Raw genomic sequence first — 25,395 nt, forward strand, 5'->3', positions numbered from 1 at the left:
GCCGGGCACAGGATTGTGCGCGAGTGACTCAGTAATAGATGGACCCCGGCGCCCCTCCGCCCACGGGAATCGCGTCGCCGTTGATGGCGACACTGCGCGGAGAGGCGAGGAAGGCGACGACGTCGGCGACCTCTGCAGCCGTGATCAGGCGCCGCAGAGACGAGCTGGCGGCGAGCCTCGACTCGGCCTCGTCGGCACTGATCCCCTGCGCGGCCGCGATCCCCGCAAACAGCTGCGGAGTCCGTTCCGTAACGGTCAGGCCGGGGTGCACCACGGTCACGTTGACTCCGTGCGGGCCGAGTTCGTCGGCGAGGTTCTTCGTCAACGCGGAGACGGCGACGTTGCGCATGGAGCCGAAGGTGTCACCGGTCCAGCGGGCGTTGAGCCCGCTGACGTTGATGATCCGGCCCCAGCCCTGCGCGGTCATATGGGGTGCGACAGCACGGGCGAACCGCAGATAGCCCAGTACCTTCGTCTCCATCTCCGCACGCAGGTCGTCGTCGACGAGATCGGTCACCGCGCGGGACGCGCCCCCCTGGGCGGGTCGGGCTGCGGCATTGACAAGGATGTCAACGCCTCCGAATTTTTCGACGGTCCGCGCGACGGCGTCCCTCACGGCGTCGTCATCGGTACTGTCCGCGGACAGCACGAGGACGTCGCCGCCGTCAGCCGCGACCTGGTCGCGAGCGGTCTTGAGGGCTTCCGCGTCCCTGGCGGTCAGGGCGACACGGGCCCCCTCGGCTGCCAGCGCCCGGGCAACCGCCAAACCGATCCCACGACTGCCACCGGTGACGATCGCGCGCTTGCCGCCGAGCTTGAGATCCATTTCGCTTCCTCCCTGTCCTGGGCAGTCCCTCACAGGCCCAGGAAATCGTCTGCGTTGCGTCCGAGGATGCGGGCCACCTGGGACTCTTCGAGGATGCCGCGGTCGCCGGCCTCGGTGAGGGTCGCGAGGGCGGTCTCCAGCGGCGCCCTCAGGAAGGGGTGGTCGGTCCCGAGCATCAGGTGCCCGGCACCGAAGCGGGAGGCCACCAGCGGCAGCAGCTCCGGATCGAAGACCAGCGTGTCCACCCACAGCCTCTCGACCAGGCTCCGGAGGTGGGCCGTGCGCTCAGAATCGGCTCCGCCGCGCACCATCGCGTCGCCGTAGGCGGTGCGGGGGTACGTCCACGCGAACGAGCCGCAGCCGTGCGCGAGGGCGACCCGGAGGCCAGGGAAGTCGTCGAGGACGCCGCCGAAGACCAGTGCGGTGGCGGCCAGCGCGGTGTCTGTCAGCATGCCCACACCGAACATGCACGCCGGATCGGCCCGACGCGTGGCGCGCGCCCCGTCCGTGGGGTGGACGAAGAGCGGCACCCCTGCTTCCTCGGCCGCCGCGAAGAAGGGCCGCAGCTCGGGGGCGTCCAGCTCCAGGTCGCCGATCCGGCTGCCGATCTCGACACCGTCCAGACCCAACTCGTGCTTGATGCGGCGCAGTTCGGCGATCGCGGCGTCGATGTCCTGCAGGGGTACCGCGCCCAAGCCACGCAGTCTCCCCGCGGACGCCGTCACCGCTTCGGCGAACAGGTCGTTCTGGCGGCCCAGGTACTCGGCCGCGTCCTTTCCGTCTGCCCACATGGACAGGGTGACGGGAACGGGTGAGATCACCTGCCTGTCCACGCCCACCGAGTCGAGTTCGGCGAGCCTGGTCGGCACGTCCCACAGCGCAGGCTTCACACGCCGGAAGACCTCGGTGCCCCGCATGATGCTTCCCGCAGTGCCGTCGTCGTCGATGACCAGGTGCGGCCACCGGGGGTCGTCCGCGCAAGGAGCCGGCGGGCGCAGTTCGACGGGGAGGTAGTGCGCGTGTACGTCTACGACTGGTTGGCCTTGAGCGGCCGGAAGCTCAGACATACCGCCATCGTCCCGATCAGCGGACTTCGGACCAACTGATCGTTCCAACAGCTAGAACGCCCCATCGGCGTGCGCATCTTGGCGATGTAGACCAGTCGTCGGGGCCGCCGACCGCGGCCGGCACTGCGCGGACTGCACCGCGTGCTCCCCCTCACGGAACTCCGGAAGGAACAACCATGGCAGAGGTGCTTGGTCTCGGAATCACCCACTATCCGATGCTGGCGGGTGCTGACACGCATATGGCGGGTCTGCTCAAGAGCACGCTCAAGGACCCCGACATCCCTGCCGACCGCAAGGAGATCAGCAACTGGAACGAGCTCGCCCAGAAGGAGTGGGGTGACGACGGCGGGGTCGCTGCCGCGGGCGTCCACCGGGCCCGGCTGCTCGACGGCCTGACCCGCTGCCGTGAGGCGCTCGACGAGTTCCAGCCGGACGTCGTCGTGGTCTGGGGCGACGACCAGTACGAGAACTTCCGAGAGGAGGTCATCCCCTCGTTCTGCATCCTGGCCTACGACGACACGGAGGTCGACGCCTTCGGCGTACTGCGCATGCTCAAGGTTCCCAACGCGTGGGGCCTGCCGGACGACACCACCTACCGCATGCGCGGCCTTCCGGACTTCGCCAGGCAGCTCGCCTCCGACGTGTTGGTCTCGGGCGTCGACGTCGCCTACTCGTACGAACAGCGCAAGGGCATCCACTTCCCGCACGCCTTCGCCAACACGCAGATCTTCCTCGACTACGAGCACGTGGGCAAGGAATTCCCGTACCCGATGGTCCCCATCGCGGTGAACTGCTACGGCGAGCACGTCATCGCGCGCCGGGGCGGCATGGCCCGGTTCGCCGAGATCAACGCCGGGGAGCAGCTCGACCCCCCGGGTCCGTCGCCGATGCGCTGCTTCGAGCTCGGCCGGGCGGTGGCCCGCTCGGTGCAGGCGAGCGACAAGCGTGTGGCGCTGGTGGCCTCGTCCAGCTGGTCGCACGCCTTCCTCAACGACAAGGACTGGCACCTGCGCCCGGACTCCGAGGCCGACCGCAGGCTCTACGACGCCTTGCTGGTGGGCGACTACGACACCTGGCAGAAGGTGACCACGCGCGAGATCGTCGACGCGGGACAGCACGAGATGCTGAACTGGTTCTGCCTGCTCGGCGCGATGTCGGAGCTCGGGCTCGGCCTGGAATGGAGTGACTTCGTCCAGACCGAGATCCTCAACTCGAACAAGGTCTTCGCCGTCTACAAGTGACGCCGGTCCTCGCAGGTCACACGTCCCGCGGGAACCAGTCGTCGTGCTCCGGAAGCCGCTGCCTGATCTCCTTGGCGATCTGGGCGGTGGTGTCCCGGAGCACCGTGCCGGTCTTGGGGTCGAGCTCCACATCGGCGGGGTGAGCCACCGACAGGGCGCCCACGGCGAAGCCCCGCACCACGATCGGCGAAGCGATGCAGGACAGACCCAGTCTGGCCTCTTCCTGTTCGCGTGCCAGATCACCCTGGCGAATCAGTCGAAGCTGTGCGATCAGCGGGTCGACGGCGGTCACGGAGCGTGGGGTCAGACCCGGCAGCGGGCTGGGGAGGAAGTGCTGCAGGTCCTCCAAGTGCTCGTGCGCGAGCATGGCCTTGCCGATCGCGGTGCAACTGGCCGGCAACCGCGTGCCGACGCCGGACGGATCGGACGACTTGCTGTTGCGCGCCACCTTTTCCAGGTACACGACGTCGAACCCGCGCAGCACGCCCAGTTGAACGGTGTGCCCGGTCCAGCGGTGCAACGTGGCCATGTGCGGCATGGCGACGTCCCGCATCGCACCGGCCGGTGTAGTGCTGCCGAGCTGGAACAGCTCGATCCCGATCCGATACCCGGCTCCGTGGTTCTCGATCGCCCCAAGGTCGATCAGCCGCGCCAGCAGTCGGTGGACCGTGGATTTGGGCAGCCCTGAGGCCCGGGAGAGCTCGCTCAGGGTCATCACCCGTTCATGGGTGTTGAAGGCCCGCAGCAGGTCGAACGCTTTGGAAAGGATCGACGGCGGTGTCTCGGAGATGAGCATGAGCCCTCCGTTCGGCCTGGCGCACACGGCGGACACGCCCGGGTTTCGTCCGCATGTCAGCAGTATGAAACCGCCGTCGATGCGGCACGGTCCAGGTTCCAGCCAACGGAACACAGTGTGTCACGCCTGGCCACAGGGCCGTAGCGTGCGTAGAACGGCCTGTTCTGCACTTGAGCAGCCGACCGAGGCTGGAAGGGGGAACCCATGCAGGAGGCACAGGTCGTCGTCGCCGGAGCCGGCCCGGTGGGGCTCCTCACGGCGCTGGGACTGGCCAGAGCGGGCGTGGACGTCACCGTGCTCGATGCGGCACCCGCGATCGAGCCACGGCCGTACGACATGGGGTACGACTGGGCGCTCATGCCAGGGTTGGCGGACCTCGGCCTCCTGGAGGAGATGTGCCAGGTCGGACTGGTGGCTCGCAGTCGATGCCTCAAGGTGCTGAGTACCGGTGAGCGCATCGTCCTCGACTTGGAAGTGCTCGCCGACGAGGTCCGGTACCCGTTCGACGTGCATGTCCCACCGCATGTCCTGGCCCTGCTCGTGAACGCACGGCTGGCCGAGCATCCGCAGGTCCGTCTCGAGTGGAACACGCGACTCACCGACGTACAGCAGGACACCGAGGGCATCACGGTGACCACCGAGACACCTGAAGGCGCTCGGACCCTGCGGGCGTCCTGGCTGGTCGGGGCCGACGGCGCGCACAGCCAGGTCCGGCGGTCGCTGGGCCTGGGGTTCCCGGGCATGACCTGGCCCAAGCGGTTCGTGGCGGCCGACATCCGGTTCGACCTTGCCGCCATGGGCTTCTCCCCCACTTCCTGGCAGGTCGACCCGGAAGACAGCGCTCTGATCGCGCAGGTCGACTCCACGGGTCTGTGGCGCTTCGCCTACGCGGAGAACCGGCTGCTCCCCGAGGAGTCGATCTCCGACCGGCTGCCCGCTGTCCTCAAGGCCGCGCTCCCCGACGGAGCCGATCCGCTCCTGGAGAGCTGGGTCGCCTTCCGTGTCCACGAGCGCCTGGCCGACAGCTTCCGGGTGGGACGGGTCGTCCTGGCGGGAGACGCCGCCCATGTGACCAATCCGACCCGCGCCATGGGCATGACCTGCGGTGTCTTCGACGCCTTCGCGCTCACCGGAGCCCTGGCCGCGGTCGTGCACGGCGAGGCGGACCACATCGCGCTCGACCGCTATGCGCAGGGCCGCCGACGCGTCTTCCAGGAATCCGCGTCACCCCTGTCGGCGCAGACGATGCGCCTGCTGTTCCACTCCGAGAACGTGGCCCGGTTCAACGACGGGATCGAGCACTGCAGACGCATGGCCGCCGATCCCGATCTGCTCCGTGACCACCTCCGCGACAGCGAGGAACTGCGCGGCTGAACTTCGGCGCTGCTCCTTGGGAGCTGGCACCGGGACGATGGATCTTGATACGGGCCGATGCGGGCGACATTGAGTGGACGTTAAGTCCGATCTTTCTCGGTTCGTGATCGCTCGATCGAGGTACTGATCGCCGGGCGGGGCATCCGCTGGGCATGTGCATGCTGAGATGTGGGCATGGAGCGAGAGCCGTACCCCAGCGACTTATCGGACGAGCAGTGGGCGTTGATCGAGCCGATGATCACGGCCTGGAAACAGGACCGGGTGGCACGGTCAGCGACCGGAGATCCTGGATCCTGTGATCTGCGGGAGGTCGTGAACGCGATCTTCTATCAGAACCGGACGGGCTGCCAGTGGCGTTATCTGCCCCATGACCTGCCGTCCTGGTCGGCGGTGTTCTACTACTTCGGCCTGTGGCGCCAGGACGGGCTCGACCAGCGGATTCAGGAACTCCTGCGCTGCCAGGTACGGGAGAGAGCCCGGCGATTAGAGGACCCGTCCCTCGTGATCATCGACACCCAGTCCGTCCGGCGGCCGCGGGTGTCCCGAAGACCACGACGGGACTGGACGCCAACAAGAAGGTCTCGGGCCGCAAGCGGGGACTGGCCGTGGACGTGCTGGGGCTGATCATCGGCGTCGTGGTGCTGGCCGCATCCGCCCACGACAACACCGCCGGCACCGCCCTGCTCGACCAGGCCGCCGAGCGGTGCGGGATGCCTCTGGAGAAGGCCCTGGTGGACCAGGGCTTCAAGGACGAAGTCCTCATCCATGGCGCGTTGTTGGACATCGACGTCGAGGTCGCCCGCCGCAACCCGGCCGACCAGGGCAAAGGCTTCGTCCCGCAACCGAAAAGGTGGATCGTGGAGCAGGTCAACGGCACGTTGATGCTGCACCGGCGTCTGGCCCGTGAGTACGACCACCGGCCCGACACCTCTGCCTCGCGCGTCTACTGGGCCTCCATCGCGAACATGACCCGCCGCCTCACCACCCCGAGTCCGGCCTGGCGCGACACCCTCGAGCTGGCTGCGTGAACATCCTCGAGCTCCTGGCAGACCTCCAGACGCAGCACGAGAAGGCCACGGCTCGGGCCGGTGAACTACGCGGCCAGATCGGGCGCTTGACCGCCGCCTTGGCCGAGATCGAAGCACGACTCACGGACCTGGCGACCACCCGGAAAGTCATCGCCGAACTCGCACCGACCCAAGAAGACTCCGAAGCGCCCGAGACGAACAGCGTTTACCAGGCCATCGTGAACGCCTTCAACCAGCACCCCGGCCAGGAGTTCCGAGCCCGTGAGCTGCACGAACTCCTCGGCATGCCCACCGACGAGGCATCCGTCAACATCACCCGCAGCCGTCTCGGACGCCTCCTCCGTCAAGGCTTCCTCACCCAGCCCGGACGAGGCCGCTACCAGAAACGGACTTAACGTCCACTGAGTGGTGCCGGAGTAGAATCAAGATCATTTGCTCTCCATGATCCATCAGGATGGCGGCATGTGCGATTCGGGAGAGACTGGTCGCACCCTCAGTTGATCAGCCTCCCCCGAAACCTGTCGCCCCCGGCGGATCAGCCGACGACGAAGACCTTCCCGTCGTCGACCTCGATCCCGAACGTCCGCAGTGCGACCGTGGCCGGGAAGCACAGCGCCTCACCCGTGCGGATGTCGAAGCGGGCCATGTGCAGCGGGCAGGTCACCTCACGGCCCTCCAGGTCGCTGTCCGACCCCAGCGACCACTTCTCGTGGGTGCACGTGTCCGCGGTCGCGTAGAACTCTCCTTCCTCGGTGCGATACACGGCGATCGGCGGGTCGCCGGGAACGGTCATGGCCGTGCCTGGCGACAGGTCCTCGGCCAGGCAGGCGAAGCGGCGTTCCGTGGTCATGGCTGGGCGGTCCTTTCCCGCCCGGAGCCGGGCAGCCAGGGCCAGTACTTGGCGGTGGCACCGCCGTCGACGGTGATGTTGCTGCCGGTGATCATCGAGGACTCGTCCGACGCGAGGAAGACCACCGCGGGGACGTAGTCCTGGGGGGTGGGCAGCCGGCCCATCGGGAACTGCCCCGGGAAGTCCATCGGGTAGTCACTGGGCGCGGCCATCGACTTGGTGAGCTCGCGGGCGCGCTCGGAGTCGTCGGGCAGGGTCGCGGTGGGCGTGAAGCCGTTGACCCGGATGCCGTGGCGGGCGAGCTCCATCGCGGCGGAGCGGGTGAAGTTGATCAGACCGCTCTTGCCGGTCGAATAGCCGATGTTGCCCGGCTCGCCCTGCCAGGCCGCCGTGGACAGCACGTTGATGATGCTGCCGCCGCGGCCGGTGCTGATCAGGTGCTGGGCCACTTCGCGGGTGAAGAGGAAGGCGCCACCGAGGATCACGTCCAGCTGCCGGCGGTAGTCCTCGACGGACATCGTCAGCAGTCCCTGCTTGCGGAACCACACGGCGCTGTTGACGAGGATGTCCACACTGCCCCACCGGTCCACCGCCCGCCGCACCACCTCCTCGACGTGGACGGGGTCGGTGACGTCGCCCAGGGCGGAGAACGCCTCACCGCCCGCTTCCTCGATCGCCGTGACGCACGGCTTGACCGCGTCCTCGTCGAGGCCGGTGCACACCACCCGGGCGCCCTCGGCGGCGAGACCGGCCGCGATGGCCCCGCCGATCAGAGGACCCGTCCCGGTGACGATCGCGACCTTGTCCTGCAGGCGGTTCACAGGATCACGCTCACCTTGCCGTGCGGGCGCAGCGCGTCGAGGTCGAGCACGGCCTTGCGGATCTCGTAGCGGAAGGCGCCCTCGTCCTGGACGAGCACATTCCGGTACTGTCCGACGTAGGTGTCGAAGTTACCCGAACGCATGCGGAACACCGTGAAGTTGGCGGTGACGGCCAGTCGACCACCGCCGATGTCCCGGACCCGCACGTTCGTGATCATGTGCCGGGTACGGGAGTGCGGGTACTCGGCATGTGCGGCGCGGGTGAGCAGCGAGTTCACGCGCTGCTCCAGCAGGAAACGGTCGTCCTGGATCAGGAACAGGTCCCGTGTGGGGTCGCCGTCCGGCCTGTCCGTGGAGGGAACCTGGTACTGACCATGCGGGGTGAACAGCTCCAGCCACTCGTGCAGCCGCCAGGTGTCGAGCAGTTCGGCCTCCTCGTAGAGGAACCGTTCCACCGAGCGGACCAGGCTGTCGGGGACATCCGCCGGTGCCGTCGGCGGGTTGGGGGCTTGGGTGGCCATCGTGACTCCTTGTACGTGTGTGCGGTCGGGTCAGCCGACCAGTCGGCCCATGAGCGTGCGGCCCGCGATGATGCGCTGGATCTGGCCCGAGCCCTCGAAGATGTCCATGATCTTGAGGTCCCGGTACCACTTCTCCAGGAGCAGTTCCTTGCTCCAGCCTTCGGGGCCGAGCAGCTGGATACAGCGCCGGATGATGCGTTCACAGGTCTGCGGCGGGTAGCCCTTGGCCGCGGCGGCGGCCGCGGTGTCGCTGCTGTCCTTGCCGATGTCGACGAGGTACTGGGCACGCAGGACGAGCCGGCGACCACGCTCCAGGGCGTGCTCCATGTTCTCCAGCTCGTTCTCGATCAGGGCCCAGCGCTGCGGGGTGAACCCGGCCTTCTGCCCGGCCAGCAGGCCCTTGGTGATGTCCAGCGACGCCTGGGCGAGGGCCATGGCCATTGAGGAGATCCGGGGACGGTTGTGGACCAGGGCGGCCAGGGCACCGCTGCGGCCGCTGCGCCGCACCTCCGCCGGCCCCTCGGCCGACCAGCCGAGCCGGTTCTCCAGCGGGATCACGCAGTTGTCGAAGAGCAGCTCGGAGGTGACCCAGCTGCGGATGCCCATCTTGTCCTCGGTGATCTTGGGCACGGTGAATCCCGGGGTGCCCTTGGGCACGACAAAGGCGTTGATGCCCTTCGCCCCCTGTGACTTGTCCACGGTGGCGAAGACGACGACGTATTCGCCGGTGGCACCCTGGGTGCAAAAGATCTTGGTGCCGTTGATAACCCAGGTGTCGCCCTCCCGGGTGGCGGTGGTGGACACCAGCGAGGTGTCGGATCCGAAGCCCGGCTCGGTGAGCGCGAATCCGGTGGGGGCGCCGATCGCCGCGATCGGGTCGTACCACTTGGCGATCTGTTCGGGTGTCCCCATGGCCTCCACGACGAGCTCGCCGATGCCGCCGCCCAACACAGGCAGCACCCAGACGTCCCCGTAGATGAGGGCCTCGGTCACCACGGCCTTGGAGACGTGGTAGCCCTCTTCGAACTCGGGCACGGGTCCGGACTCGGGCTTGTCGACCCGGCCCAGCGGGACCGGGCTGGTGTCCAGGATCTCCGGCCAGCTCACCGGCGGCGCGTGGTTGTCGTCGGCCTCACGCGCGAAGGGTCGGCACTCGGCGACCGACCATTCGCGCACCGTGTTGGCGTAGTCGGCCAGTTCCTTGCTGATCTCGAAGGACAGCGTCATGGCTCCTCGGCTCTGTGATCAGGATCGGATGGGGGCGCTCAGAGCGCGGGGGTGAAGGACGAACGCAGCGGGTCGAAGTCGACCGCCGAGAGCGCGGCCGCGGCCCGGTACCACAGTTCGACCGGGTGCTCGGCGATGAAGCCGTGGCCACCGAGGGTCTGTACAGCGGTGCGGGTGGCCTCGGCGGCCACTTCACTCGCGTAGTTGACGGCCCGGGTGACCGCCGGCGCGGCCTCGGTGTTCCGGTCGGCGTCGAGCAGCACGGCCGCCTCGGTCACCTCCAGGCGCACCTCGTGGATCCGCATCAGCGCTTCGGCGAGCGGGAAGGCGACGCCCTGGAAGCCGGCGATGGGGCGGCCGAAGGCCACTCGCTCGGTCGCATAGTCCGAGGCGTACTCCACCGACCGTGTGGCGACGCCCAGTTGAGCGGCGGCCACGACCAGACGCAGTCGGTCCACGGTCCCGGCGAGCTCTTCGCCGTCGCCGACCGCGCAGGAGGCCGGCAGGCTCACGTCGAACGTCACGGTGGCGAGCGCCGCGGCGTCCAGAGCCAGACCGGGTCCGGTTCCGTGCACCGCGACCCCGGGTGCCGATACGGGCACGAGGACCGCGCGCAGAGCGCCGGTCTGCGCGTCGCGACCGATCACGACCAGGGGCTCGGCGTTCTCGGCGAACGGTACGGCGACCTTGCGGCCCTTGACCCGGACGGTTCCGCCGGGCTCCGTGGTGATGGTGGTGGTGAACTCCTCGGGGCCGCGCCCGTGCCCCTCGTAGAGGGCCACGGCGCCACGCGCCTTGGGGTCCTCGGCGAGGCGGGCCAGGGTCGCGATCTGCTCGGCCGACCCGTGCCGGGACAGGAACAGTGCGGGAGCACCGCCCCATACGGCCGCCATGGTGATGCCGGGATCGCCGTACGCCAGGTTCTCGACGGCGATCATCTGTGTCACGGTGTCCGGGACACCGCCGCCGCCGATCCCTTCGGGCAGCGGCAGTGTCAGGCCGGTCTCCGACAGGGTCCGCCACACCTCGTCCGGTACGGCTCGCTCCTGCTCCGCCTTCCGCGCCGCGGGGGCGAGGACGTCGAGCGCGACGGCGCGGGTGAGTTCCGCGACGGCGAGGTGCTCTTCGGTGGGCTGCAGATCCATGCTCGGCTCAGTCTCCTTCTCGTTCAGTTGGCGTCGGCGGTGGCGGCGGCCGTCTGCGGCAGTCGCTGACCGACGAAGAAGTCCGGCAGCGGACCCTGCGGTTCCTCGGGCAGCGCCTCACCCACGACCAGTTCGTGCCAGCGCCGCCACCACGTGCGCATCTGGTACTCGCTGCCCATCTCCTTGACCTCCGAGTGCAGCCCACGGGAGATGTCCGACCAGGGCAGCTCACGCTGGGCCGTGTAGGAGCGCTGGCACGTCTCCAGCGCCTCGACGTCGTCAGGCGAGGCGAGACCTCCGGGACCCCAGAAGGTGAGGAAGTTGTCCAGACGCTGCTTGTGCAGTTCCTCGCCCTCGTCCGGCGGCACCAGATGCCAGGCGCTGACCTCCAGGTAGTCGGGCGCGACCGGCTCGATCTTGCGCACCACCACGCCCATCACCAGGTCGATGACGACCAGGTTGGGGAAGATCACCAGATTGCGGGCGCCGCCCATGCGGTCCACCCAGGCGTCGCCGAACTTCTCCCGCAGCCGCTGGAAACGCTCGGCCTTCTCCTGCTTGGCCGCCTCGGACAGGGGCCGCCCGAACAGGCCACTGCTGGCGGGGCTACCCGCGATGACGGCATGGCCGTTGCCCAGATTGATCGCCCTCGTGTCATCGATGCCCTTGGGGACGTCGAGCTTGCCCCCGTGGGCGGCGGCGATCATCGCCAGATAGCGCTGGTGCGTGGAGAGCAGGTGATAGCCGTCGTAGCTGTTCTCCGCCAGCAGTTTCCAGTTGGCCTTGGCGGAGTACTCGTGCGTGCCCGGCAGGATCTCCATGCCGACCTCGGACTGGTCCAGGACCAGGTCCAGGTACTCCTTGGCGCCCGCCAGATACGTGGTCAGGTCGACGATGTCCGGGTCGAAACTGACGAAGACGAAGCCGCGGTAGGACTCGACCTTCGCCGGGGACGCGAGGCCGGGCCGCTCGAAGTCGGCACTGTAGCCCTCCTCGGCCGGGACGGAGACCGGCTCGCCCGAGGTGTTGAAGCTCCAGCCGTGGTAGAAGCAGGTCAGGAAGCGCGCGTTGCCCTTCGGGTCCCGGCACAGCATGGCTCCGCGGTGCGGGCAGGAGTTGACCCAGACGCCGATCTTCCCCTTGGCGTCGCGGGCGAGGATCAGCGGCCGGCCGGCCACGGTGCGGGTGACGTAGTCGTTCGGCTTGGCCAGTTCCGTCTCGTGACCGACGTAGAGCCAGCTGTGGTTGAAGATCTGCTCGCGCTCCGAGGCGAACACGGCCGGATCCGTCATGACCTTTCGGTTCACCCGGAAACGGGGCATCTCCTGGTCTACTTCGATGTAATCAGACATCTGCGCTCCGTCCTTTTCTGTCCCAGGCCACCGTGCCGTGCGTCGTGCACCGGCCGCTTCTCCGGTTCCGGCGGCTGGAACCTTGCCGTCAAATTCAGCAGAAGGTCCCTGAATTACACGCGGGAAGGCCCTGCGGCCCCACTCGCGGTATGTGTCTGCCATTTCTGGGCGACTGCTGTGAGCCTTGGGGCCACCCGCAGTTCGAGCCACTCCACCGTCCGCTGCCAGACGTCGAAGGAAGCGGCGTGCGCCTGTGCTTCGCGCGCGTCGAAGCGGAAATCCCGGGCGACTCCCGGATAGGTGACCACTTCTGTGTGCACCGGCGAATCACGCAGGCGTGCACGGAGGCAGGCCACCGCCTCGGGCGGCGCCGCGGGGTCCTGCCGGCCGAACAGCCCGAGCCATGGCGTCTTCACCGGCCGAGTCGCCCGGATCAGCGGCGCGCCCACGCTCACCGCGGCTCCGACCTCGAACTCGGCGGCGGCCAGGAGGGCCGTCCGGCCCCCGAACCCGTAGCCGACAAGGCCTACTTGTTCGGATGACCAGCCTCGTTCGCCCAACAGCCCCATCAGCACGGACACATCGCCCAGGAGGTCGCGATCACTCACGGCCCCGGTACCGGGCGACAGGTCGACCGCGACCGACTCGTATCCCTTCTCCGCCAGCCCGTTCATGACCTCGCCCGCATCCCGCTCCAGCGCGCCGGCGGCGCACAGCACGATGGCCGCACCGCGCGGGACGCCACCGAGTTCGATCCGGGCGACGGGAAGAGTCCGGCGCGACCCATAAGTGAACGGGACCGGCGCGACGGCTGGTTCGATCCGCGGAAAAGCGATGTCCATGCGTGCGTACCTCCATGGCGGTGCCAGGTTCGAGGACGACCTTCTCGCCGCCTCTCCTGCGGCGGAACGGGCTGTCCCGAGCACCGGAACACTCAGAAGGAACCTGTCGTGTCTGGCAGGTACCGTCGGCGCAGCGACGTTTTGAGCACCTTCCCCGAGGCGTTCCTGGGCAGCTCTGACACGAAATCGACGGCCGTCGGGCATTTGTAGCCCGCCAGGAATTCCTTTGCGTACGAGATGACCTCGCCCTCCGTCAGAGAGGCACTCGACTCGGTCCGGACGACAATGGCCCGTACCGTCTCGCCCCACTCATCCGACGGGGTTCCGATCACCGCGACGTCGGCGACACCGGGATGGGCGAAGAGAATGTGCTCGACTTCGCCCGGGTACACGTTTTCCCCGCCCGAGATGATCACGTCCTTGAGGCGGTCCCGTAGATAGAGGTATCCGTCTCTCAGGAAACCGGCGTCGCCAGTGCGTACGAACCCGTCCTCGGTCCTTACGCCGGCCGTCTCCTGCGGGGCCTCCCAATACTCGGACATGGCTGTCGGGGTCCTCGCCCAGACCTCTCCCACAACGCCCTCGGCGACCTCCTCCCCCGACACCGGATCGACGACGCGCAGCGTCACACCGGGCAGCGGGCGCCCGGCCGACGACAGCTTTCCGCCCTCGTCCTCCACAACGTGATCCTCAGGGGCCAGCGCCGTGATGCCGATGGTCTCCGTCATGCCGTAGAGCTGGAGGAACCTGCAGCCAAAGCGCCGCAGGCAGGACCGCAACAGCTCGGGGTCGATGGGTGAGCCGGCATAGCCGATGGTGTCGACGGACGAGAGGTCGTACCTGTCGACGTCCTCGGCCACGAGGGCTTTGAGGACCGCGGGCACCACCATCGTCGTGGTCACCCGGTGCCGCTGCGCCAACTCCAGCATCGAGCGGGGCTTGGCATCGGCGGCCAGCACGCAGTGCGCCCCGGCGGCGAGTGCCACGAGCGCCGAGTTCAGCCCCGCGGCGTGGAACAGCGGAAGAGCGGCCAGCACGACGGAATTCCGTGTCACGCCCAGGACATCGGCCGCGCCGAACGTGGCCTGCAGAGCTCGGCCGGTGAACAGCGCCGCCTTGGGCACTCCGGTCGTGCCCGAGGTGTACATCATGAAAGCGGGATCGGTATCCCGGGTCACTACGGGAGGGACCCGCGCCGGCCAACACGTCAGCCACTTCTCGTAGCCGTCGGCGTCGTCGCCGATGACCACGACGGACTCCACCGTCGTCAACTTGTCCCGTACCGGGGAGAGTTTTTCCAGGAACTCCCTGGTGACGAACAGCACTTTGGGCCGGGCATTGCCGATGACGAAGAGCAGTTCCGGCGGCGCGAGGCGCCAGTTGACGGCGACGGTCACCCAGCCGGTCAGGGACGCGCCGAACAGGATCTCGAAGAACTCGGGCCTGTTGCGGCCGAGATACAACACCCGCTCGCCGGGGCCGCGACCGGACGCGGCCAGTCCCTGGGCGACACGACGACTGCGGTCGTACACCTCGCGCCAACTGCGGGTCGTACCGTCGTAGGTGAGGCACGGGGCGTCGGGCGTGCGCGCAGCCCAGCTCCAGGGAATCGTCGCGAGGGAGGACAGCGGTTCCGGGTTCCCCTCAAGGGGCTCATCAGCGGCCGTCATGCGTACGGAATCCCGTACGGGCTGTCGCCCACGAGCCCCGTGTCGGTCAGCTCCTGTATCTCCTCGGCGGTACAACCCAGTTCGGCCAGCAGGGCGTGGTTGTCCTGTCCGAACAGCGGGGCGTGGCGCTGCTCCGGCAGCCTTGGCGCATGGGAGAAGCGCATGGGCGGGGCGAGATGACGCACGCTTCCCGCGATGGGGTGCTGCACCATGAAGGACCGGTCCCGATGGACGAGTTGAGGGTGCTCGGTGAACTCCGTGCCGATCGCCATGGCGGCCGCGGGCACCCCCGCCGCGCGAAGCGTGGTCGCGAGCCTGTCGGCGGCCTGCGTGGCGCACGCCCTCGCCAGGTGGTAGTCGAGCTGTCCGTGGCGCGACCGCCGGCCCTCGTGGGTCGCGAGCTCCTGGTCGGCGGCCCACTCGACGCGGCCCAGAACCCCGCACAGGGCGGTCCACTGCTGGTCGGTCGTGACGGAGATCGCGATCCAGTCGTCGTCGGCGCAGGGGTACATGCCCTGCGGTGCCGCGTCCCCGGAGCGGTTGCCGCTACGCGTGCGCCGTTCCCCGGTGGCCGACGCCTCTACGACCGGCCGCGCGCTCAGCTGCGCGGCGACATCGCCCAGCGCCAGTTCGAAGCAGACGGTCTGCCCGGTGCGGCGGCGCCGGCGGATCGCCGCGATCATCACAAACGAGGCGAGCTGTGCGGCGAACGGGTCGGTGACGGTGCCCGTGAGCACCGGTTCGCCGTCCGCGTACCCCGCCATCTCGGTCAGTCCGGCGGCCGCCTCGGCGGTGAAGGTGAAACCGGGACGGTCGCGCCAGCTGCCAGTGAGTCCCCAGGCGGGCATGCGGACGACGATCAGGCCCGGGTTGAGCTCGCGCATGCCGGCGAAGTCGAGTCCTCGGTCGTCGAGCACGCGTGGTGTGAAGTTCTCCAGCACCACGTCCGCGGTGGCGATCAGACGTTTCGCCAGGTCCAGCCCCCGGGGGTCGGCGAGGTCGAGTGTGACGTCCCGCTTGTCGAGGTTCGCACCGAGGTAGGCGGCCGAGCGCTCCCACACGCGGTTCACGGTCAAGGGGTTGCCTGTGAAGCGGAGGACGTCGGGGCGGTTCACCGCCTCCACTTTGATCACTTCGGCCCCGAGGCCGGCCAGGTAGGCCGTGGCCATCGGTCCCGCCTGGAAGGTGCCGAACTCGACGACGCGCAGGCCCTTCAGGGGCTGCTCGGGGGTGGCTCCCGCGTCGGTCGCGACGGCGGCGCCCGCGGTCGAATGCGTGATCCGGAACGGCGGTACGGGGTGACGGAAGCCAGCTTCCGGATGCCGCGCGAAGGTGTTCCGCTCGGCGTAGGGGGGCAGGTCGGCGACCGTTTCCGGGTTGGTCAGGGGCACCACCGGCACCCGGTGCAGGACACCGAGTTCGGTCAGCTCCGCGACCGTGTGCCGCTCGGTGAACCGGCGGACCAGCGGGGTGATCTCGGCGCCGAGGTGCAGTCGGTCGCCGTACAGGTCGAACCGGGGATCATCCAGTTCGGGCACGCCCGCCAGCTTCTTGAACGCCTTCCACTGCGGGTCGGTGATGGCGACGACGCACACCCAGCCGTCCTTCGCGCGTTCCACGCCCGGGACGGTGTTCTGTGGGATGGGGTAAGCGGTGTGCGGGGTGAGCCGGGTGAAGAGCCAGGGGAACTGCAGGAGCGCGATCAACGCCTCGAAGCGCGAGACGTCGACGTCGATCGTCGGGGCCGCACCGGGCTCCGTGACTTCGACGCTCAGCAGGGCCGTGACGGTGCCCAAAGCCGCGCTGACTCCGGCGGTGAGCTCACCGAGTTCGATGTTGGTGGCGAGCGGGGCCCGGCCGCCCCTGGGATGGAGCACGGTGATGCCGGCTTCCGCCTGGAGCGTGAACTCGGTCGCCGGGTTTCCGGCGAAAGGTCCGTCCAGACCGTAGTCGGAGACGGTGACCGCGACCAGACGCGGGAACTCCCGGCGCAGGGCGGCGATCAGCGTACGGAACCCCGGCACGTCGTCGTCGCACAGGATGACGACCGGTCCCTGCGCGGGATCCGGCACCGCTCCGCCCACCGCGGCCCGGACCTGCGGGCCCGAGTACGGTTCTTCGGCGTCGAGCCTCACCACCCGCTTGCCGTCATTGAGATAGCGCAGGTAAGCCGCGTATCCGGGCTCCTCTTCGCTCGGCCGCCGCCCATCGCGCGGTTCGAGTCTGATCACGGTCGCGCCGGCATCCGTCAGCAGCCTGCCGCCGTACATGGTCGAAACGCGGCTCCCGGCCTCGACCACGGTGACATCTTCAAGCATGTCCCACCCTCCCGATCAGTGGTGACCTGCACGATGACGCGACGCGTCGCGGCCGGACAGCGGCGGTTCCGGCGGCCGGAACAGATCGGCCACCGCCGGTGGCCGCACCGTCACACGGACTCCACCAGGTCCAAACCGAGAGCCGTGACGTCCGAGGCGGAAGAGATCGCCTTGCGGCAGGACATGAAGCCGCGCGGATCGTCGACCACCACGGCGCCCACGGCTTTCCCCGCCTCATCCGCGTACACGGCGGTCAGCTCGCCATCCTCGACATCGCCCCGCAGCGCACTCAGCCTGCCCTCCCCCGGCCGGCCGGCGATCTGGATGCGCCGTCCGTACTGGTCGGACCAGACGTACGGCACCTGGGGCCGCGGCACCTGCTGCCCGAGGATGTCCGCGGCGACGATCTCCGCGTGCTCACCGGCGTTGGTCCAGTGCTCGATGCGCAGGCACTTGCCGTACAGGGGGTGATAGCGGCGCGCGACATCGCCGACGGCGTGGATCCGCGGTACCCCGACGCCCGTGACGCGCAGGTTGGCGTCGCACGAAACGCCGTCGCCGAGATCGAGTCCGGAGGACTCCAGCCAGTCGATGGCCGGACGCGCACCGATGCCGACGACGACCAGGTCCGCGGGCAGCGTACGGCCGTCGCCCAGGACGACGCCGGTCACCTGCCCCCGTCCGTCGTGGGCGAAGCTGCTGAAGCCCACGCCGGCCTCGACCCTGGCACCGTTCACGGTGTGCATGCCCGCGAACATCCGTCCCACGTGATCGCCGAACAGATGGGCCATGGGCGTGGGTTGGGCCTCGACGACGCACACGTCCAGTCCGCGCGCCCGGGCCGCGGAGGCGAACTCGGCTCCGATGAAGCCGGCTCCGATGACCACCACCCGTGGGCCACGGTCGAGTTCGGCTCGCAGTGCCAGCGCGTCGTCGACGGTGCGAAGGGTGTGCACACCCGCCAGCTCCCGGGTACCGGGGAGCGTACGCGGGGTCAATCCCGTCGCGATGACCAACCGCTCGAACGGCAACCGCTCACCTCGGTCCGTCACCACACAACGCCGGATCGGATCGAGGCTCTCGGCCCGTACTCCGAGCATCAGGTCGACACCGAGTTCGTCGGCCTGCTGCTTGCTCAGCAGCACGGGCGGCTCGCCGGGAAAGTCCTTGGCCAGCACCTCCTTCGACAACGCCGGTTTGTCGTACGGCTGGTGCCGTTCCTCGCCCAGCAGCGTGATGCGCTCCTGGAATCCCCTCTTGCGCAGTGCCTGTGCCGTGCGCGCGCCCGCCACGGAAGCGCCAATGATCAGAACCGTCATGCAGGCACTCTCGGCAGTCCCGGCCGTCGCAACAACGCCGAGTGCCAGTGGCCGGAACGCGGCGGGTCGTCACAGTGACGGATTTCCTCGTCGGGGTCGATGCGGCCGTGGCCGAAGGTACCTGAGCTGACCGCGCAGGTGGCGCAGGCGGTGGCGGCGCGGGGCCCGTATCCGTTGGCGATGCGGGTCCGTGGCGAGCTTCATGATCAGTCGCGGAGCACTTTTCCGGTGTGTGGAACGACCGTGCCGGACCGGTGCGATCCCGTCCTGGGTTGAGGGAAGACCGATGCCAAAGGTGCTGTCGGGCCACCCGGCGTTCGCACCTGACAACGCCTCTCTGCGGGGAAGAAGGCGAGAAGACACGTGATCCAGGCGCAGCCGCAGTCTCCTCGGCGGATGAACGTCGCGGTGGTGGGCGCGACCGGCAACGTCGACCGCCTCCTGGTCACCGAGCTCGCCACACGCGGGCACCGGGTCACCGCCATCACCATCCACCCGGAACTCGTCGAACCCCACCCCCTCGGTACGGGTTGAGGAGCCGACGCCAACGACCCCACACGCCTGGTCCCGGCCATCACCGGTCACGACGCGGTCGTCATCTCCGTCCAGTACGCCAAGACCAAACCACACCCAGCTCATCGCCTCCGTTCGGGACTCGCATGTACCGCTCTACTTCTTCGCGGGCGGATCTGGCACCCTCCTCGTACCGGGCACGATCGTCAGCCACGACCTGGACGAGGTCCTCGACATCGCCGACCGGATGAGCGTGTTCCGCGACGGGCAACCCGTCGCCACGCGAGCGACCGACGAATGGGCCAAGGACCGCCTCGTCCGGGTCCCGGCCACCTCAACTCGGCGCAGCCGCCCATCTGCACCTGGAAGTGCCGCCCGCGCCAACACCCTTCGACGGCCGCAGGGCTCTGCCAGGACCAGCCGGACCAAACGTCGGGGTCACACCTGGACTGCATCCGCTTCGGCAGCGGGATGCCCTGCGACAAATGACGTCTCGGCCCAAATGACCTTCCCCTCACGGGTGTGTCGAGTGTCCCAGCGATCTGCGAGCTGGGCGACCAGGAGCAGTCCGCGACCGCCTTCGTCGAAGGATCGGGCCCTGCGCAGGTGCGGAGCTGTGGCACTGGCGTCGAAAACCTCGACCATGAGAGTGGACTGCAGAAGCAGTCGCAGCCGAATGGGCGGGTGGCCGTAACGGATCGCGTTCGTCACCAGCTCCCTGACGATGAGCTCCGTTGAAAACGCCATCTCGATGAGTCCCCAAGAGGACAGTTGTGCCACAGCACCTTCACGGGCCTTGGCGACGATCTCCGGACAGGAAGGGAGATCGAGCGTGGCGCGCGCTGTCGGCATCTCGCGCTTGACGACTTCGCTGTGCCCGGTGTTCCACACCTGGTGAATTCGACGGGTCCTGGGACGCCGACGCGGTACTTCCGTGTCTGCGTCTTGACCCGGGCAGAGCCAGATGCCGGTGTGTCGGCACCCCCGACCGGGTGCCGGCACACCGGCGCGGAACCGTCCTGCCGGACGGAGGTCAATCGAGGGGCTTGAGCTCCTGCGTGTACCGCGCCGCGAGTTCGCGGTACGCCCCTGGGTTGACCTGGACCCAGCGCTCCGCGGGGGAGCCTGCGATGGGACGTTTCGCCACGGCCGGCGACCCGGCCACGAGCATGCCGGGCTCGAACACCGCTCCGGCCGCCACCATCGAGTGCGCGGCGACCAGGCAGCGGGCGCCGATCCGGGCCCCGTCCAGCACGGTGCTGCCGTTACCGATCAGCGCCTCGTCGCCGATGACCGCGCCGTGCACGACGCACTGGTGCCCCACCGTGGCTCCGGGACCGACCTCCGTGACCAGGTCCGGCGGACCGTGCAGCACCGAGCTGTCCTGGACGTTGGCGCCTTCACGCACCACGATGCGGGAGTAGTCGGCCCGTAGCACGGCGTTGAACCACACCGACGCGCCGGCCTCGACGACGACGTCGCCGATCAGGACGGCGGTGGGGGCGACGAACGCGTCGGCATGGACGCGGGGGCTCGCCCCGTCGAGGGCGTACAAATGCATGTTCCTCTTCCTCTCGCCGCCTGGTTACCGAGGAGTGCTCAGGCCTTGGTCTCGCGCATGAAGGCGACGATCTGGTCCTCGAACTCCCGGGGGTGCTCGGTCATCACCCAGTGGCCGCACTTGGGAACGACGTGCAGTCGGGCGTTGGCCATCTTGTTCAGCATCAGCAGGCTGGTGTCCAGCGGAAGGATGCGGTCCTCCCGGCCCCACAGCAGCAGCGTCTCGTGGGTGATCTCGTCGACCCGCTTCCACAGGTCCGGCATACCGCCGTTGGCCCACTTCTTGAACATGCGGATGTGGTACGCCTGGGACTCGGGGTCGATCGACGCCTCGTAGCGCTCCTGGAACGTCTCCGGGTCGACGTCCTCGGGGCGGTAGAGCAGAGCGTGGACCAGCTCCTTGGTCCGATCGACCGACGGACCGGGCGGGGCGTAGTAGGTGAAGAGGATCCGGCCCTCGGCGGTCGGGCTGAGGCTGGTGACCGGCACCGCACCGCCGGCGGGGGCCATGAGGATCAGCCGCTCCACCCGGTCGGGGTGGGCGAGGGCGAGGGCGAGCGAGGCCGCGCCGCCCATGGAGTTGCCGACCGGGGTGACCTTGTCGATGCCGAGGTGGTCCAGGAGCTGCACCAGCACGCGCGCGGTCAGATCCCACTGGTTCTCGTCGTGCTCGGGTTTGTCGGTGAGACCGAAGCCGGGCTGGTCCACCAGCAGCACCCGGAAGTGCGGGGTGAGGGCGGGCAGGTTCTGCTTGAAGTTGCTCCAGCCGCTCGCACCCGGCCCGCCGCCATGCAGCATCAGCAGGACCGGACCCTCGCCCGCGTCGTGGTAGTAGACCCGCATGTCTTTGAGATCGGCGTAACGGGAAGTGGCTTCCTTGGTCAAGGCGTTCGTCGTGGACAAGTGACTGCCTCCAGTCAGGTGATGGCCCGGCCCCACCGCTTTCGGGCGAAGCGGGAAATCTCGTTTGCTGCGCAGCCCAAGGTGCCGGGCACTGACGGTGACGGCCTGTACCCGACCTTGGCGGAGGAGGAGCGGCGGACTGCTGGAAGGGCGTCCCTCCCGCAACCGAGGACCGGGCCGGCGGTGACTGTCCGGGGCCGGGGCCTCGCCGGATCGGCATCGATGTGTTTCAGCACCCGCGCTCTTCCCCTTCGTGTGAGTACACCGTGTCGCGAACCACGCCCGTCCGTGTCGCGCTGTTCCGCCGGCTGGAACCCCGGAGCCGAAGTCCCGCCACGCGCACCGGTCCCATGGCGCGGCGGCGACCGGTGTGAGCCGCACTGACCGGGCGACATGCCGGCGGCATAAGCGCCCTGCTGCTCGACGAGCTGATGGGCCGGGCGTACGCGACCGTCGGGCCGCCCGCCCTGACGTTGAAGCTGGAGATGCGGTACCGCCGGCCGGTGCCGCTGGAGACTCGGCTCGTGCTGACGGCCGAGGTGATCGAGGTGGCGGAACGCCGACGGTCCGTACGGGGGACTATCTGTGCGGAGGCGGACCTCGACCGCCCGCTGGTGGAGGCCGACGGGCTCTTGGTGGTGCCGCGCCCCGATCAGTCGGACTCCCTCTTCGCCGGGGTCAGCCGCGCGGAGTGAGGCGGACGGTGCCGGTTCGGGCGCCCAGCGAGGACCGTAGGGCCGTTCTGTTCAGGCGCCGATCCCGGCACGCTGGTGGGCGCCGTATCGTCGACGCGGCGAATGGAGCGTGTAGGCGTTGCGGCCGCAGCAGTCGGGGGCTCGTCGGCACCCGGTGCGGCCTGGTCGTCGCCAAGCGGTCGGCGTACTCCCTGGTCGCGTTCGCGGGCGTGGGCCTGATACCGGAGAGCGGGTCGACCGGGCTCGTGCCGACCTTGATGGGGCGCGGAGCGTCATGCGCACGGCGATCCGGGCGGACGGATACCGGCCTAAACGGCGGCCGAGTGGGGACTGACCTGCCAGGTCGTGGACGACGGGGCGTTCGGGGCAGCGGTGGACCACGTGACCATGCGGCTGGCCGGGGGGCACGGGCCGGCGCTCGCGTACCGGCGCATCAAGCAGGCGTTGAACGGGGCCTCGCTGCCCTTGCTGCCCGTGCGCTGGAGCCGACCGCACCGGTCAGGGAACTGCCGTGCAGCCTGGACTTCGTGGAGGGCGTGACGACGTTCCGCGCGCGTCACGGTCCCGGTCCACCGGTACCTGAGCGACGGCACGCCGGCCTCGCCTCGCGCTCCCACCGCGGCGATTCCGGTGGCCGGAACGGCCGGATGTCGCAGTGCTCGGAACCATCTAGCGTCGCCGACGGAATCCGTCGCGGCGGGCAAGGGAGCTCCATGGACGTGAAGGACGCCGTACTCGCACGGCGGTCGGTTCGAGGCTTTCTCGACACACCTGTCGATCAGGCCGTTCTGGAAGGGGTGCTCAGCACCGCCTGCCGGGCGCCGTCGGGAGGCAATCTGCAGCCTTGGCGGCTGCATGTCCTCACGGGCAGTCCGCTGGACCAGCTCAAGAAGCTGATCTCGGACCGGCTCAAGGCCGGAGGGACTCCGGACGAACCCGAGTACCCGATCTATCCGTCACCGCTGTCGTCCCCGTACCGCGATCACCGTTACCGCACCGGTGAGCAACTCTACGCGGCCCTCGGCATCGCACGAGACGACAAGGCCGGCCGCGCCCGCCAGTTCGCGCGCAACTTCGAGTTGTTCGGCGCGCCCGTCGGCCTCTTCTGTTACGTCGACCGCCAGATGGGCGCGGCACAGTGGTCGGACCTCGGGATGTACCTGCAGACGGTCATGCTGCTCCTGCAGGCCGAGGGTCTCGCGAGTTGTCCCCAGGAGGCCTGGTCGGTCTATCACCGCACCGTCGCCGAAGTGACCCAGCCACCGACGCATCACGTGCTCTTCTGCGGCATGGCCATCGGCTACGAGGACACAGCGCATCCCGTCAACCGGCTGCGCACCGAACGTGCCCCGCTCCGGGACGTCGCGGCGTTCCATGGCTGGCCCGAGGGGTCCGGCGCCGAGGGATGAGTACGCCACGCACCGGGGTACACCCGCCGTGGAATATGAGTGGAAGGAACATGCTGTGAGCTTGAGGATCGTTGTCACTGCGAAGTACGTGCCCGACGCCACTGGCGACCGGCACTTCGCCGATGACCTGACCGTCGACCGGGACGACGTGGACGGTCTGCTCTCCGAGCTGGACGAGTACGCGGTCGAGCAGGCGCTGCGGATCTCCGAGAACGCGGGCGACGACGTGGAGATCACCGTGTTGACGGTGGGGCCGCAGGACGCCAAGGACGCGCTGCGCAAGGCGCTGTCGATGGGTGCGGACAAGGCGATCCACGTGGAGGACGACGACCTGCACGGCACGGACGCGATCGGCACCTCGCTGGTGCTGGCGAGGGCGATCGAGAAGGCCGGCTTCGACCTGGTGGTCTCCGGCATGGCTTCCACCGACGGCACGGCGGGCGTTGTTCCGGCGCTGCTGGCGGAGCGGTTGGGAGTGCCGCAGGTGACCCTGCTGTCCGAGGTGAGCGTGGAGGACGGAGTCGTGAAGGGCCGCCGGGACGGGGATGCCGCGTCCGAGCAGCTGGAGGCGTCCCTGCCGGCGGTGGTGTCGGTGACCGACCAGTCGGGTGAGGCGCGTTACCCGTCGTTCAAGGGCATCATGGCGGCGAAGAAGAAGCCGGTCGAGTCGTGGGACCTGTCCGACCTGGAGATCGACGCCGAGGAGGTCGGTCTGGCGGGTGCCTGGACGAAGGTCGAGGCGGCGGCCGAGCGTCCGGCGCGGACCGCGGGCACGATCGTCAAGGACGAGGGCGAGGCCGGCAAGCAGCTCGCCGAGTTCCTCGCGAGCCAGAAGTTCATCTGATCCAACAGGGCCTGACCTCAGAGGAGTTGCTGTCCCATGGCTGAAGTTCTCGTCTACGTCGACCACGTAGACGGTGCCGTCCGCAAGCCCACCCTGGAGCTGCTGACCCTGGCCTGCCGCCTTGGCGAGCCGGTCGCCGTCGCGCTGGGCGCCGGCGCGGAGAGCACCGCGAGCGTGCTGGCCGAGCACGGCGCGACCCGGGTCCTGACGCACGAGGCGTCCGAGTACGCCGACTACCTGGTGGTGCCGAAGGTGGACGCCCTGCAGGCCGCCTACCAGGCCGTCTCCCCGGCCGCCGTGCTCATCCCGTCCTCCGCCGAGGGCAAGGAGATCGCCGCCCGGCTCGCTTTGCGCATCACCTCCGGCATCCTCACCGACGCCGTCGACCTGGAGGCCGGCGACGAGGGCCCGGTGGCCACCCAGTCGGTGTTCGCCGCCTCCTTCACCACCAAGTCGCGCATCGCCAAGGGCACCCCGGTCATCACGGTCAAGCCCAACTCCGCCGCGGTGGAGGCGGCCCCGGCCGCCGGCGCGGTCGAGGCCTTGACGGTGTCGTTCTCGGAGCAGGCCAGCGGCACGAAGGTCACCGGCCGCACCCCGCGCGAGTCGACCGGGCGTCCGGAGCTGACCGAGGCCGCGATCGTGGTCTCCGGCGGCCGTGGCGTCAACGGCGCCGAGAACTTCCCACTCATCGAGGCCCTCGCCGACTCCCTCGGTGCGGCCGTGGGTGCCTCCCGGGCGGCGGTGGACGCGGGCTGGTACCCGCACACCAACCAGGTCGGCCAGACCGGCAAGAGCGTGTCGCCGCAGCTGTACATCGCCAACGGCATCTCCGGCGCCATCCAGCACCGGGCCGGCATGCAGACCTCCAAGACCATCGTGGCGGTCAACAAGGACCCAGAGGCCCCGATCTTCGACCTGGTCGACTATGGCGTGGTCGGCGACCTCTTCGACGTCGTCCCCCAGCTCACCGAGGAGATCAACACCCGCAGAGGGTAAAGGGGAAGGCCTCCCCAACCGGCGTTCGGTGCAGGGAGCTCGCCGGCCGGTCGAGCTCGGCCACGAGAAAGCGTG

At 69.0% G+C, this 25,395-nt stretch carries 23 protein-coding genes and 2 pseudogenes; 9 read left to right on the forward strand and 16 right to left on the reverse strand.

Annotated features, from left to right (window positions below):
- Positions 1-28: 28 nt before the first annotated feature.
- Positions 29-826 carry an SDR family NAD(P)-dependent oxidoreductase gene (locus IE239_RS33900; RefSeq protein ID WP_190153307.1) on the reverse strand — a complete coding sequence of 266 codons (798 nt, stop codon included), beginning with the start codon at positions 824-826 and terminating at the stop codon, positions 29-31.
- Positions 827-855: 29 nt separating this feature from the next.
- Entirely contained in the window at positions 856-1,893 is a 1,038-nt protein-coding gene (locus tag IE239_RS33905) for an amidohydrolase family protein (protein ID WP_190153308.1), read from the reverse strand.
- Positions 1,894-2,069: 176 nt separating this feature from the next.
- On the opposite strand from IE239_RS33905, the gene IE239_RS33910 reads away from it, so the two are divergent.
- Positions 2,070-3,134: a DODA-type extradiol aromatic ring-opening family dioxygenase gene (locus IE239_RS33910; RefSeq protein WP_190153309.1), complete on the forward strand. Its 1,065-nt coding sequence runs from the start codon at positions 2,070-2,072 to the stop codon at positions 3,132-3,134.
- Between the two features lie 16 nt (positions 3,135-3,150).
- On the opposite strand, the gene IE239_RS33915 is transcribed toward IE239_RS33910, so the two are convergent.
- Positions 3,151-3,930, reverse strand: coding sequence for an IclR family transcriptional regulator (locus IE239_RS33915; protein WP_190153310.1), 780 nt, complete (start codon positions 3,928-3,930; stop codon positions 3,151-3,153).
- A 204-nt stretch (positions 3,931-4,134) separates the two neighbouring features.
- Between IE239_RS33915 and IE239_RS33920 the strand changes: the two genes are divergently transcribed.
- From IE239_RS33920 to IE239_RS33930, 3 genes and pseudogenes are all read left to right on the forward strand, one after another.
- Positions 4,135-5,304 carry an FAD-dependent oxidoreductase gene (locus IE239_RS33920; RefSeq protein ID WP_190153311.1) on the forward strand — a complete coding sequence of 390 codons (1,170 nt, stop codon included), beginning with the start codon at positions 4,135-4,137 and terminating at the stop codon, positions 5,302-5,304.
- A gap of 174 nt (positions 5,305-5,478) precedes the next feature.
- A pseudogene (locus IE239_RS33925) lies at positions 5,479-6,332 on the forward strand (IS5 family transposase).
- Positions 6,329-6,727: a hypothetical protein gene (locus IE239_RS33930; RefSeq protein WP_185806383.1), complete on the forward strand. Its 399-nt coding sequence runs from the start codon at positions 6,329-6,331 to the stop codon at positions 6,725-6,727. Before IE239_RS33925 ends, IE239_RS33930 begins: the two are co-directional and overlap by 4 nt.
- A 140-nt stretch (positions 6,728-6,867) precedes the next feature.
- Here IE239_RS33930 and IE239_RS33935 read toward each other — a convergent pair whose 3' ends face one another.
- From IE239_RS33935 to IE239_RS33980, 10 genes are all read right to left on the reverse strand, one after another.
- On the reverse strand, positions 6,868-7,182 hold the full coding sequence (locus IE239_RS33935) for a non-heme iron oxygenase ferredoxin subunit (protein ID WP_190153312.1): 315 nt from the start codon (positions 7,180-7,182) through the stop codon (positions 6,868-6,870).
- Positions 7,179-8,003, reverse strand: coding sequence for an SDR family NAD(P)-dependent oxidoreductase (locus IE239_RS33940; RefSeq protein ID WP_190153313.1), 825 nt, complete (start codon positions 8,001-8,003; stop codon positions 7,179-7,181). The genes IE239_RS33935 and IE239_RS33940 overlap by 4 nt, the downstream gene beginning before the upstream one ends.
- Positions 8,000-8,524, reverse strand: coding sequence for an aromatic-ring-hydroxylating dioxygenase subunit beta (locus IE239_RS33945; protein WP_190153314.1), 525 nt, complete (start codon positions 8,522-8,524; stop codon positions 8,000-8,002). The genes IE239_RS33940 and IE239_RS33945 overlap by 4 nt, the downstream gene beginning before the upstream one ends.
- Positions 8,525-8,554: 30 nt before the next feature.
- Positions 8,555-9,751 (reverse strand): acyl-CoA dehydrogenase family protein, encoded by a 1,197-nt coding sequence (locus IE239_RS33950; RefSeq protein ID WP_190153315.1) that lies wholly within the window; start codon positions 9,749-9,751, stop codon positions 8,555-8,557.
- 38 nt (positions 9,752-9,789) lie between these two features.
- Positions 9,790-10,896, reverse strand: coding sequence for an acyl-CoA dehydrogenase family protein (locus IE239_RS33955; RefSeq protein ID WP_190153316.1), 1,107 nt, complete (start codon positions 10,894-10,896; stop codon positions 9,790-9,792).
- A 23-nt stretch (positions 10,897-10,919) separates the two neighbouring features.
- Positions 10,920-12,248, reverse strand: coding sequence for an aromatic ring-hydroxylating oxygenase subunit alpha (locus IE239_RS33960; RefSeq protein WP_190153317.1), 1,329 nt, complete (start codon positions 12,246-12,248; stop codon positions 10,920-10,922).
- 113 nt (positions 12,249-12,361) lie between these two features.
- A complete protein-coding gene (locus IE239_RS33965) occupies positions 12,362-13,090 on the reverse strand; it encodes a dienelactone hydrolase family protein (RefSeq protein WP_190153318.1) in 729 nt (242 codons plus the stop codon).
- A gap of 92 nt (positions 13,091-13,182) precedes the next feature.
- Positions 13,183-14,760 (reverse strand): class I adenylate-forming enzyme family protein, encoded by a 1,578-nt coding sequence (locus IE239_RS33970; protein WP_190153319.1) that lies wholly within the window; start codon positions 14,758-14,760, stop codon positions 13,183-13,185.
- Positions 14,757-17,078, reverse strand: a complete 2,322-nt coding sequence (locus tag IE239_RS33975; RefSeq protein ID WP_190153320.1) for a CoA transferase — start codon at positions 17,076-17,078, stop codon at positions 14,757-14,759. The genes IE239_RS33970 and IE239_RS33975 overlap by 4 nt, the downstream gene beginning before the upstream one ends.
- Positions 17,079-17,188: 110 nt before the next feature.
- Complete coding sequence (locus IE239_RS33980) at positions 17,189-18,397, reverse strand: NAD(P)/FAD-dependent oxidoreductase (RefSeq protein WP_190153321.1); 1,209 nt, start codon at positions 18,395-18,397, stop codon at positions 17,189-17,191.
- 396 nt (positions 18,398-18,793) lie between these two features.
- Here IE239_RS33980 and IE239_RS33985 point away from each other — a divergent pair, with 396 nt between their 5' ends.
- Positions 18,794-18,931 carry a hypothetical protein gene (locus IE239_RS33985; RefSeq protein ID WP_190153322.1) on the forward strand — a complete coding sequence of 46 codons (138 nt, stop codon included), beginning with the start codon at positions 18,794-18,796 and terminating at the stop codon, positions 18,929-18,931.
- Positions 18,932-19,348: 417 nt separating this feature from the next.
- On the opposite strand, the pseudogene IE239_RS33990 reads toward IE239_RS33985, so the two are convergent.
- The 3 genes and pseudogenes from IE239_RS33990 to IE239_RS34000 all read right to left on the reverse strand — a co-directional run.
- Positions 19,349-19,747, reverse strand: a pseudogene (locus IE239_RS33990) (ATP-binding protein); the annotation flags it as partial.
- 196 nt (positions 19,748-19,943) lie between these two features.
- On the reverse strand, positions 19,944-20,471 hold the full coding sequence (locus tag IE239_RS33995; protein ID WP_190153323.1) for a gamma carbonic anhydrase family protein: 528 nt from the start codon (positions 20,469-20,471) through the stop codon (positions 19,944-19,946).
- A gap of 38 nt (positions 20,472-20,509) precedes the next feature.
- Positions 20,510-21,373: an alpha/beta fold hydrolase gene (locus IE239_RS34000; RefSeq protein WP_190153324.1), complete on the reverse strand. Its 864-nt coding sequence runs from the start codon at positions 21,371-21,373 to the stop codon at positions 20,510-20,512.
- A gap of 404 nt (positions 21,374-21,777) precedes the next feature.
- On the opposite strand from IE239_RS34000, the gene IE239_RS34005 reads away from it, so the two are divergent.
- The 4 genes from IE239_RS34005 (at position 21,778) to IE239_RS34020 (ending at position 25,320) form a co-directional block, all read left to right on the forward strand.
- Complete coding sequence (locus tag IE239_RS34005) at positions 21,778-22,068, forward strand: PaaI family thioesterase (protein ID WP_268254549.1); 291 nt, start codon at positions 21,778-21,780, stop codon at positions 22,066-22,068.
- Positions 22,069-22,781: 713 nt separating this feature from the next.
- On the forward strand, positions 22,782-23,477 hold the full coding sequence (locus IE239_RS34010; RefSeq protein ID WP_190153326.1) for a nitroreductase: 696 nt from the start codon (positions 22,782-22,784) through the stop codon (positions 23,475-23,477).
- Positions 23,478-23,532: 55 nt separating this feature from the next.
- Complete coding sequence (locus IE239_RS34015) at positions 23,533-24,321, forward strand: electron transfer flavoprotein subunit beta/FixA family protein (protein ID WP_190153327.1); 789 nt, start codon at positions 23,533-23,535, stop codon at positions 24,319-24,321.
- Positions 24,322-24,357: 36 nt separating this feature from the next.
- Complete coding sequence (locus tag IE239_RS34020) at positions 24,358-25,320, forward strand: electron transfer flavoprotein subunit alpha/FixB family protein (protein ID WP_190153328.1); 963 nt, start codon at positions 24,358-24,360, stop codon at positions 25,318-25,320.
- Positions 25,321-25,395: the final 75 nt, after the last annotated feature.

The organism is Streptomyces humidus (assembly GCF_014649655.1).
Taxonomy (GTDB): Bacteria; Actinomycetota; Actinomycetes; order Streptomycetales; family Streptomycetaceae; genus Streptomyces; species Streptomyces humidus.

What these genes read in the sequence shown, in the direction of transcription:
- IE239_RS33980 (WP_190153321.1), bottom strand. Translation starts at nt 18,397, where the DNA reads ATGACGGTTCTGATCATTGGCGCTTCCGTGGCGGGCGCGCGCACGGCA.
- IE239_RS33920 (WP_190153311.1), top strand. Translation starts at nt 4,135, where the DNA reads ATGCAGGAGGCACAGGTCGTCGTCGCCGGAGCCGGCCCGGTGGGGCTC.
- IE239_RS34010 (WP_190153326.1), top strand. Translation starts at nt 22,782, where the DNA reads ATGGACGTGAAGGACGCCGTACTCGCACGGCGGTCGGTTCGAGGCTTT.
- IE239_RS33950 (WP_190153315.1), bottom strand. Translation starts at nt 9,751, where the DNA reads ATGACGCTGTCCTTCGAGATCAGCAAGGAACTGGCCGACTACGCCAAC.
- IE239_RS33935 (WP_190153312.1), bottom strand. Translation starts at nt 7,182, where the DNA reads ATGACCACGGAACGCCGCTTCGCCTGCCTGGCCGAGGACCTGTCGCCA.
- IE239_RS33945 (WP_190153314.1), bottom strand. Translation starts at nt 8,524, where the DNA reads ATGGCCACCCAAGCCCCCAACCCGCCGACGGCACCGGCGGATGTCCCC.
- IE239_RS33995 (WP_190153323.1), bottom strand. Translation starts at nt 20,471, where the DNA reads ATGCATTTGTACGCCCTCGACGGGGCGAGCCCCCGCGTCCATGCCGAC.
- IE239_RS33970 (WP_190153319.1), bottom strand. Translation starts at nt 14,760, where the DNA reads ATGACGGCCGCTGATGAGCCCCTTGAGGGGAACCCGGAACCGCTGTCC.
- IE239_RS33960 (WP_190153317.1), bottom strand. Translation starts at nt 12,248, where the DNA reads ATGTCTGATTACATCGAAGTAGACCAGGAGATGCCCCGTTTCCGGGTG.
- IE239_RS33985 (WP_190153322.1), top strand. Translation starts at nt 18,794, where the DNA reads ATGAACGTCGCGGTGGTGGGCGCGACCGGCAACGTCGACCGCCTCCTG.
- IE239_RS34020 (WP_190153328.1), top strand. Translation starts at nt 24,358, where the DNA reads ATGGCTGAAGTTCTCGTCTACGTCGACCACGTAGACGGTGCCGTCCGC.
- IE239_RS33975 (WP_190153320.1), bottom strand. Translation starts at nt 17,078, where the DNA reads ATGCTTGAAGATGTCACCGTGGTCGAGGCCGGGAGCCGCGTTTCGACC.
- IE239_RS33905 (WP_190153308.1), bottom strand. Translation starts at nt 1,893, where the DNA reads ATGTCTGAGCTTCCGGCCGCTCAAGGCCAACCAGTCGTAGACGTACAC.
- IE239_RS33965 (WP_190153318.1), bottom strand. Translation starts at nt 13,090, where the DNA reads ATGGACATCGCTTTTCCGCGGATCGAACCAGCCGTCGCGCCGGTCCCG.
- IE239_RS33955 (WP_190153316.1), bottom strand. Translation starts at nt 10,896, where the DNA reads ATGGATCTGCAGCCCACCGAAGAGCACCTCGCCGTCGCGGAACTCACC.
- IE239_RS33910 (WP_190153309.1), top strand. Translation starts at nt 2,070, where the DNA reads ATGGCAGAGGTGCTTGGTCTCGGAATCACCCACTATCCGATGCTGGCG.
- IE239_RS33915 (WP_190153310.1), bottom strand. Translation starts at nt 3,930, where the DNA reads ATGCTCATCTCCGAGACACCGCCGTCGATCCTTTCCAAAGCGTTCGAC.
- IE239_RS33900 (WP_190153307.1), bottom strand. Translation starts at nt 826, where the DNA reads ATGGATCTCAAGCTCGGCGGCAAGCGCGCGATCGTCACCGGTGGCAGT.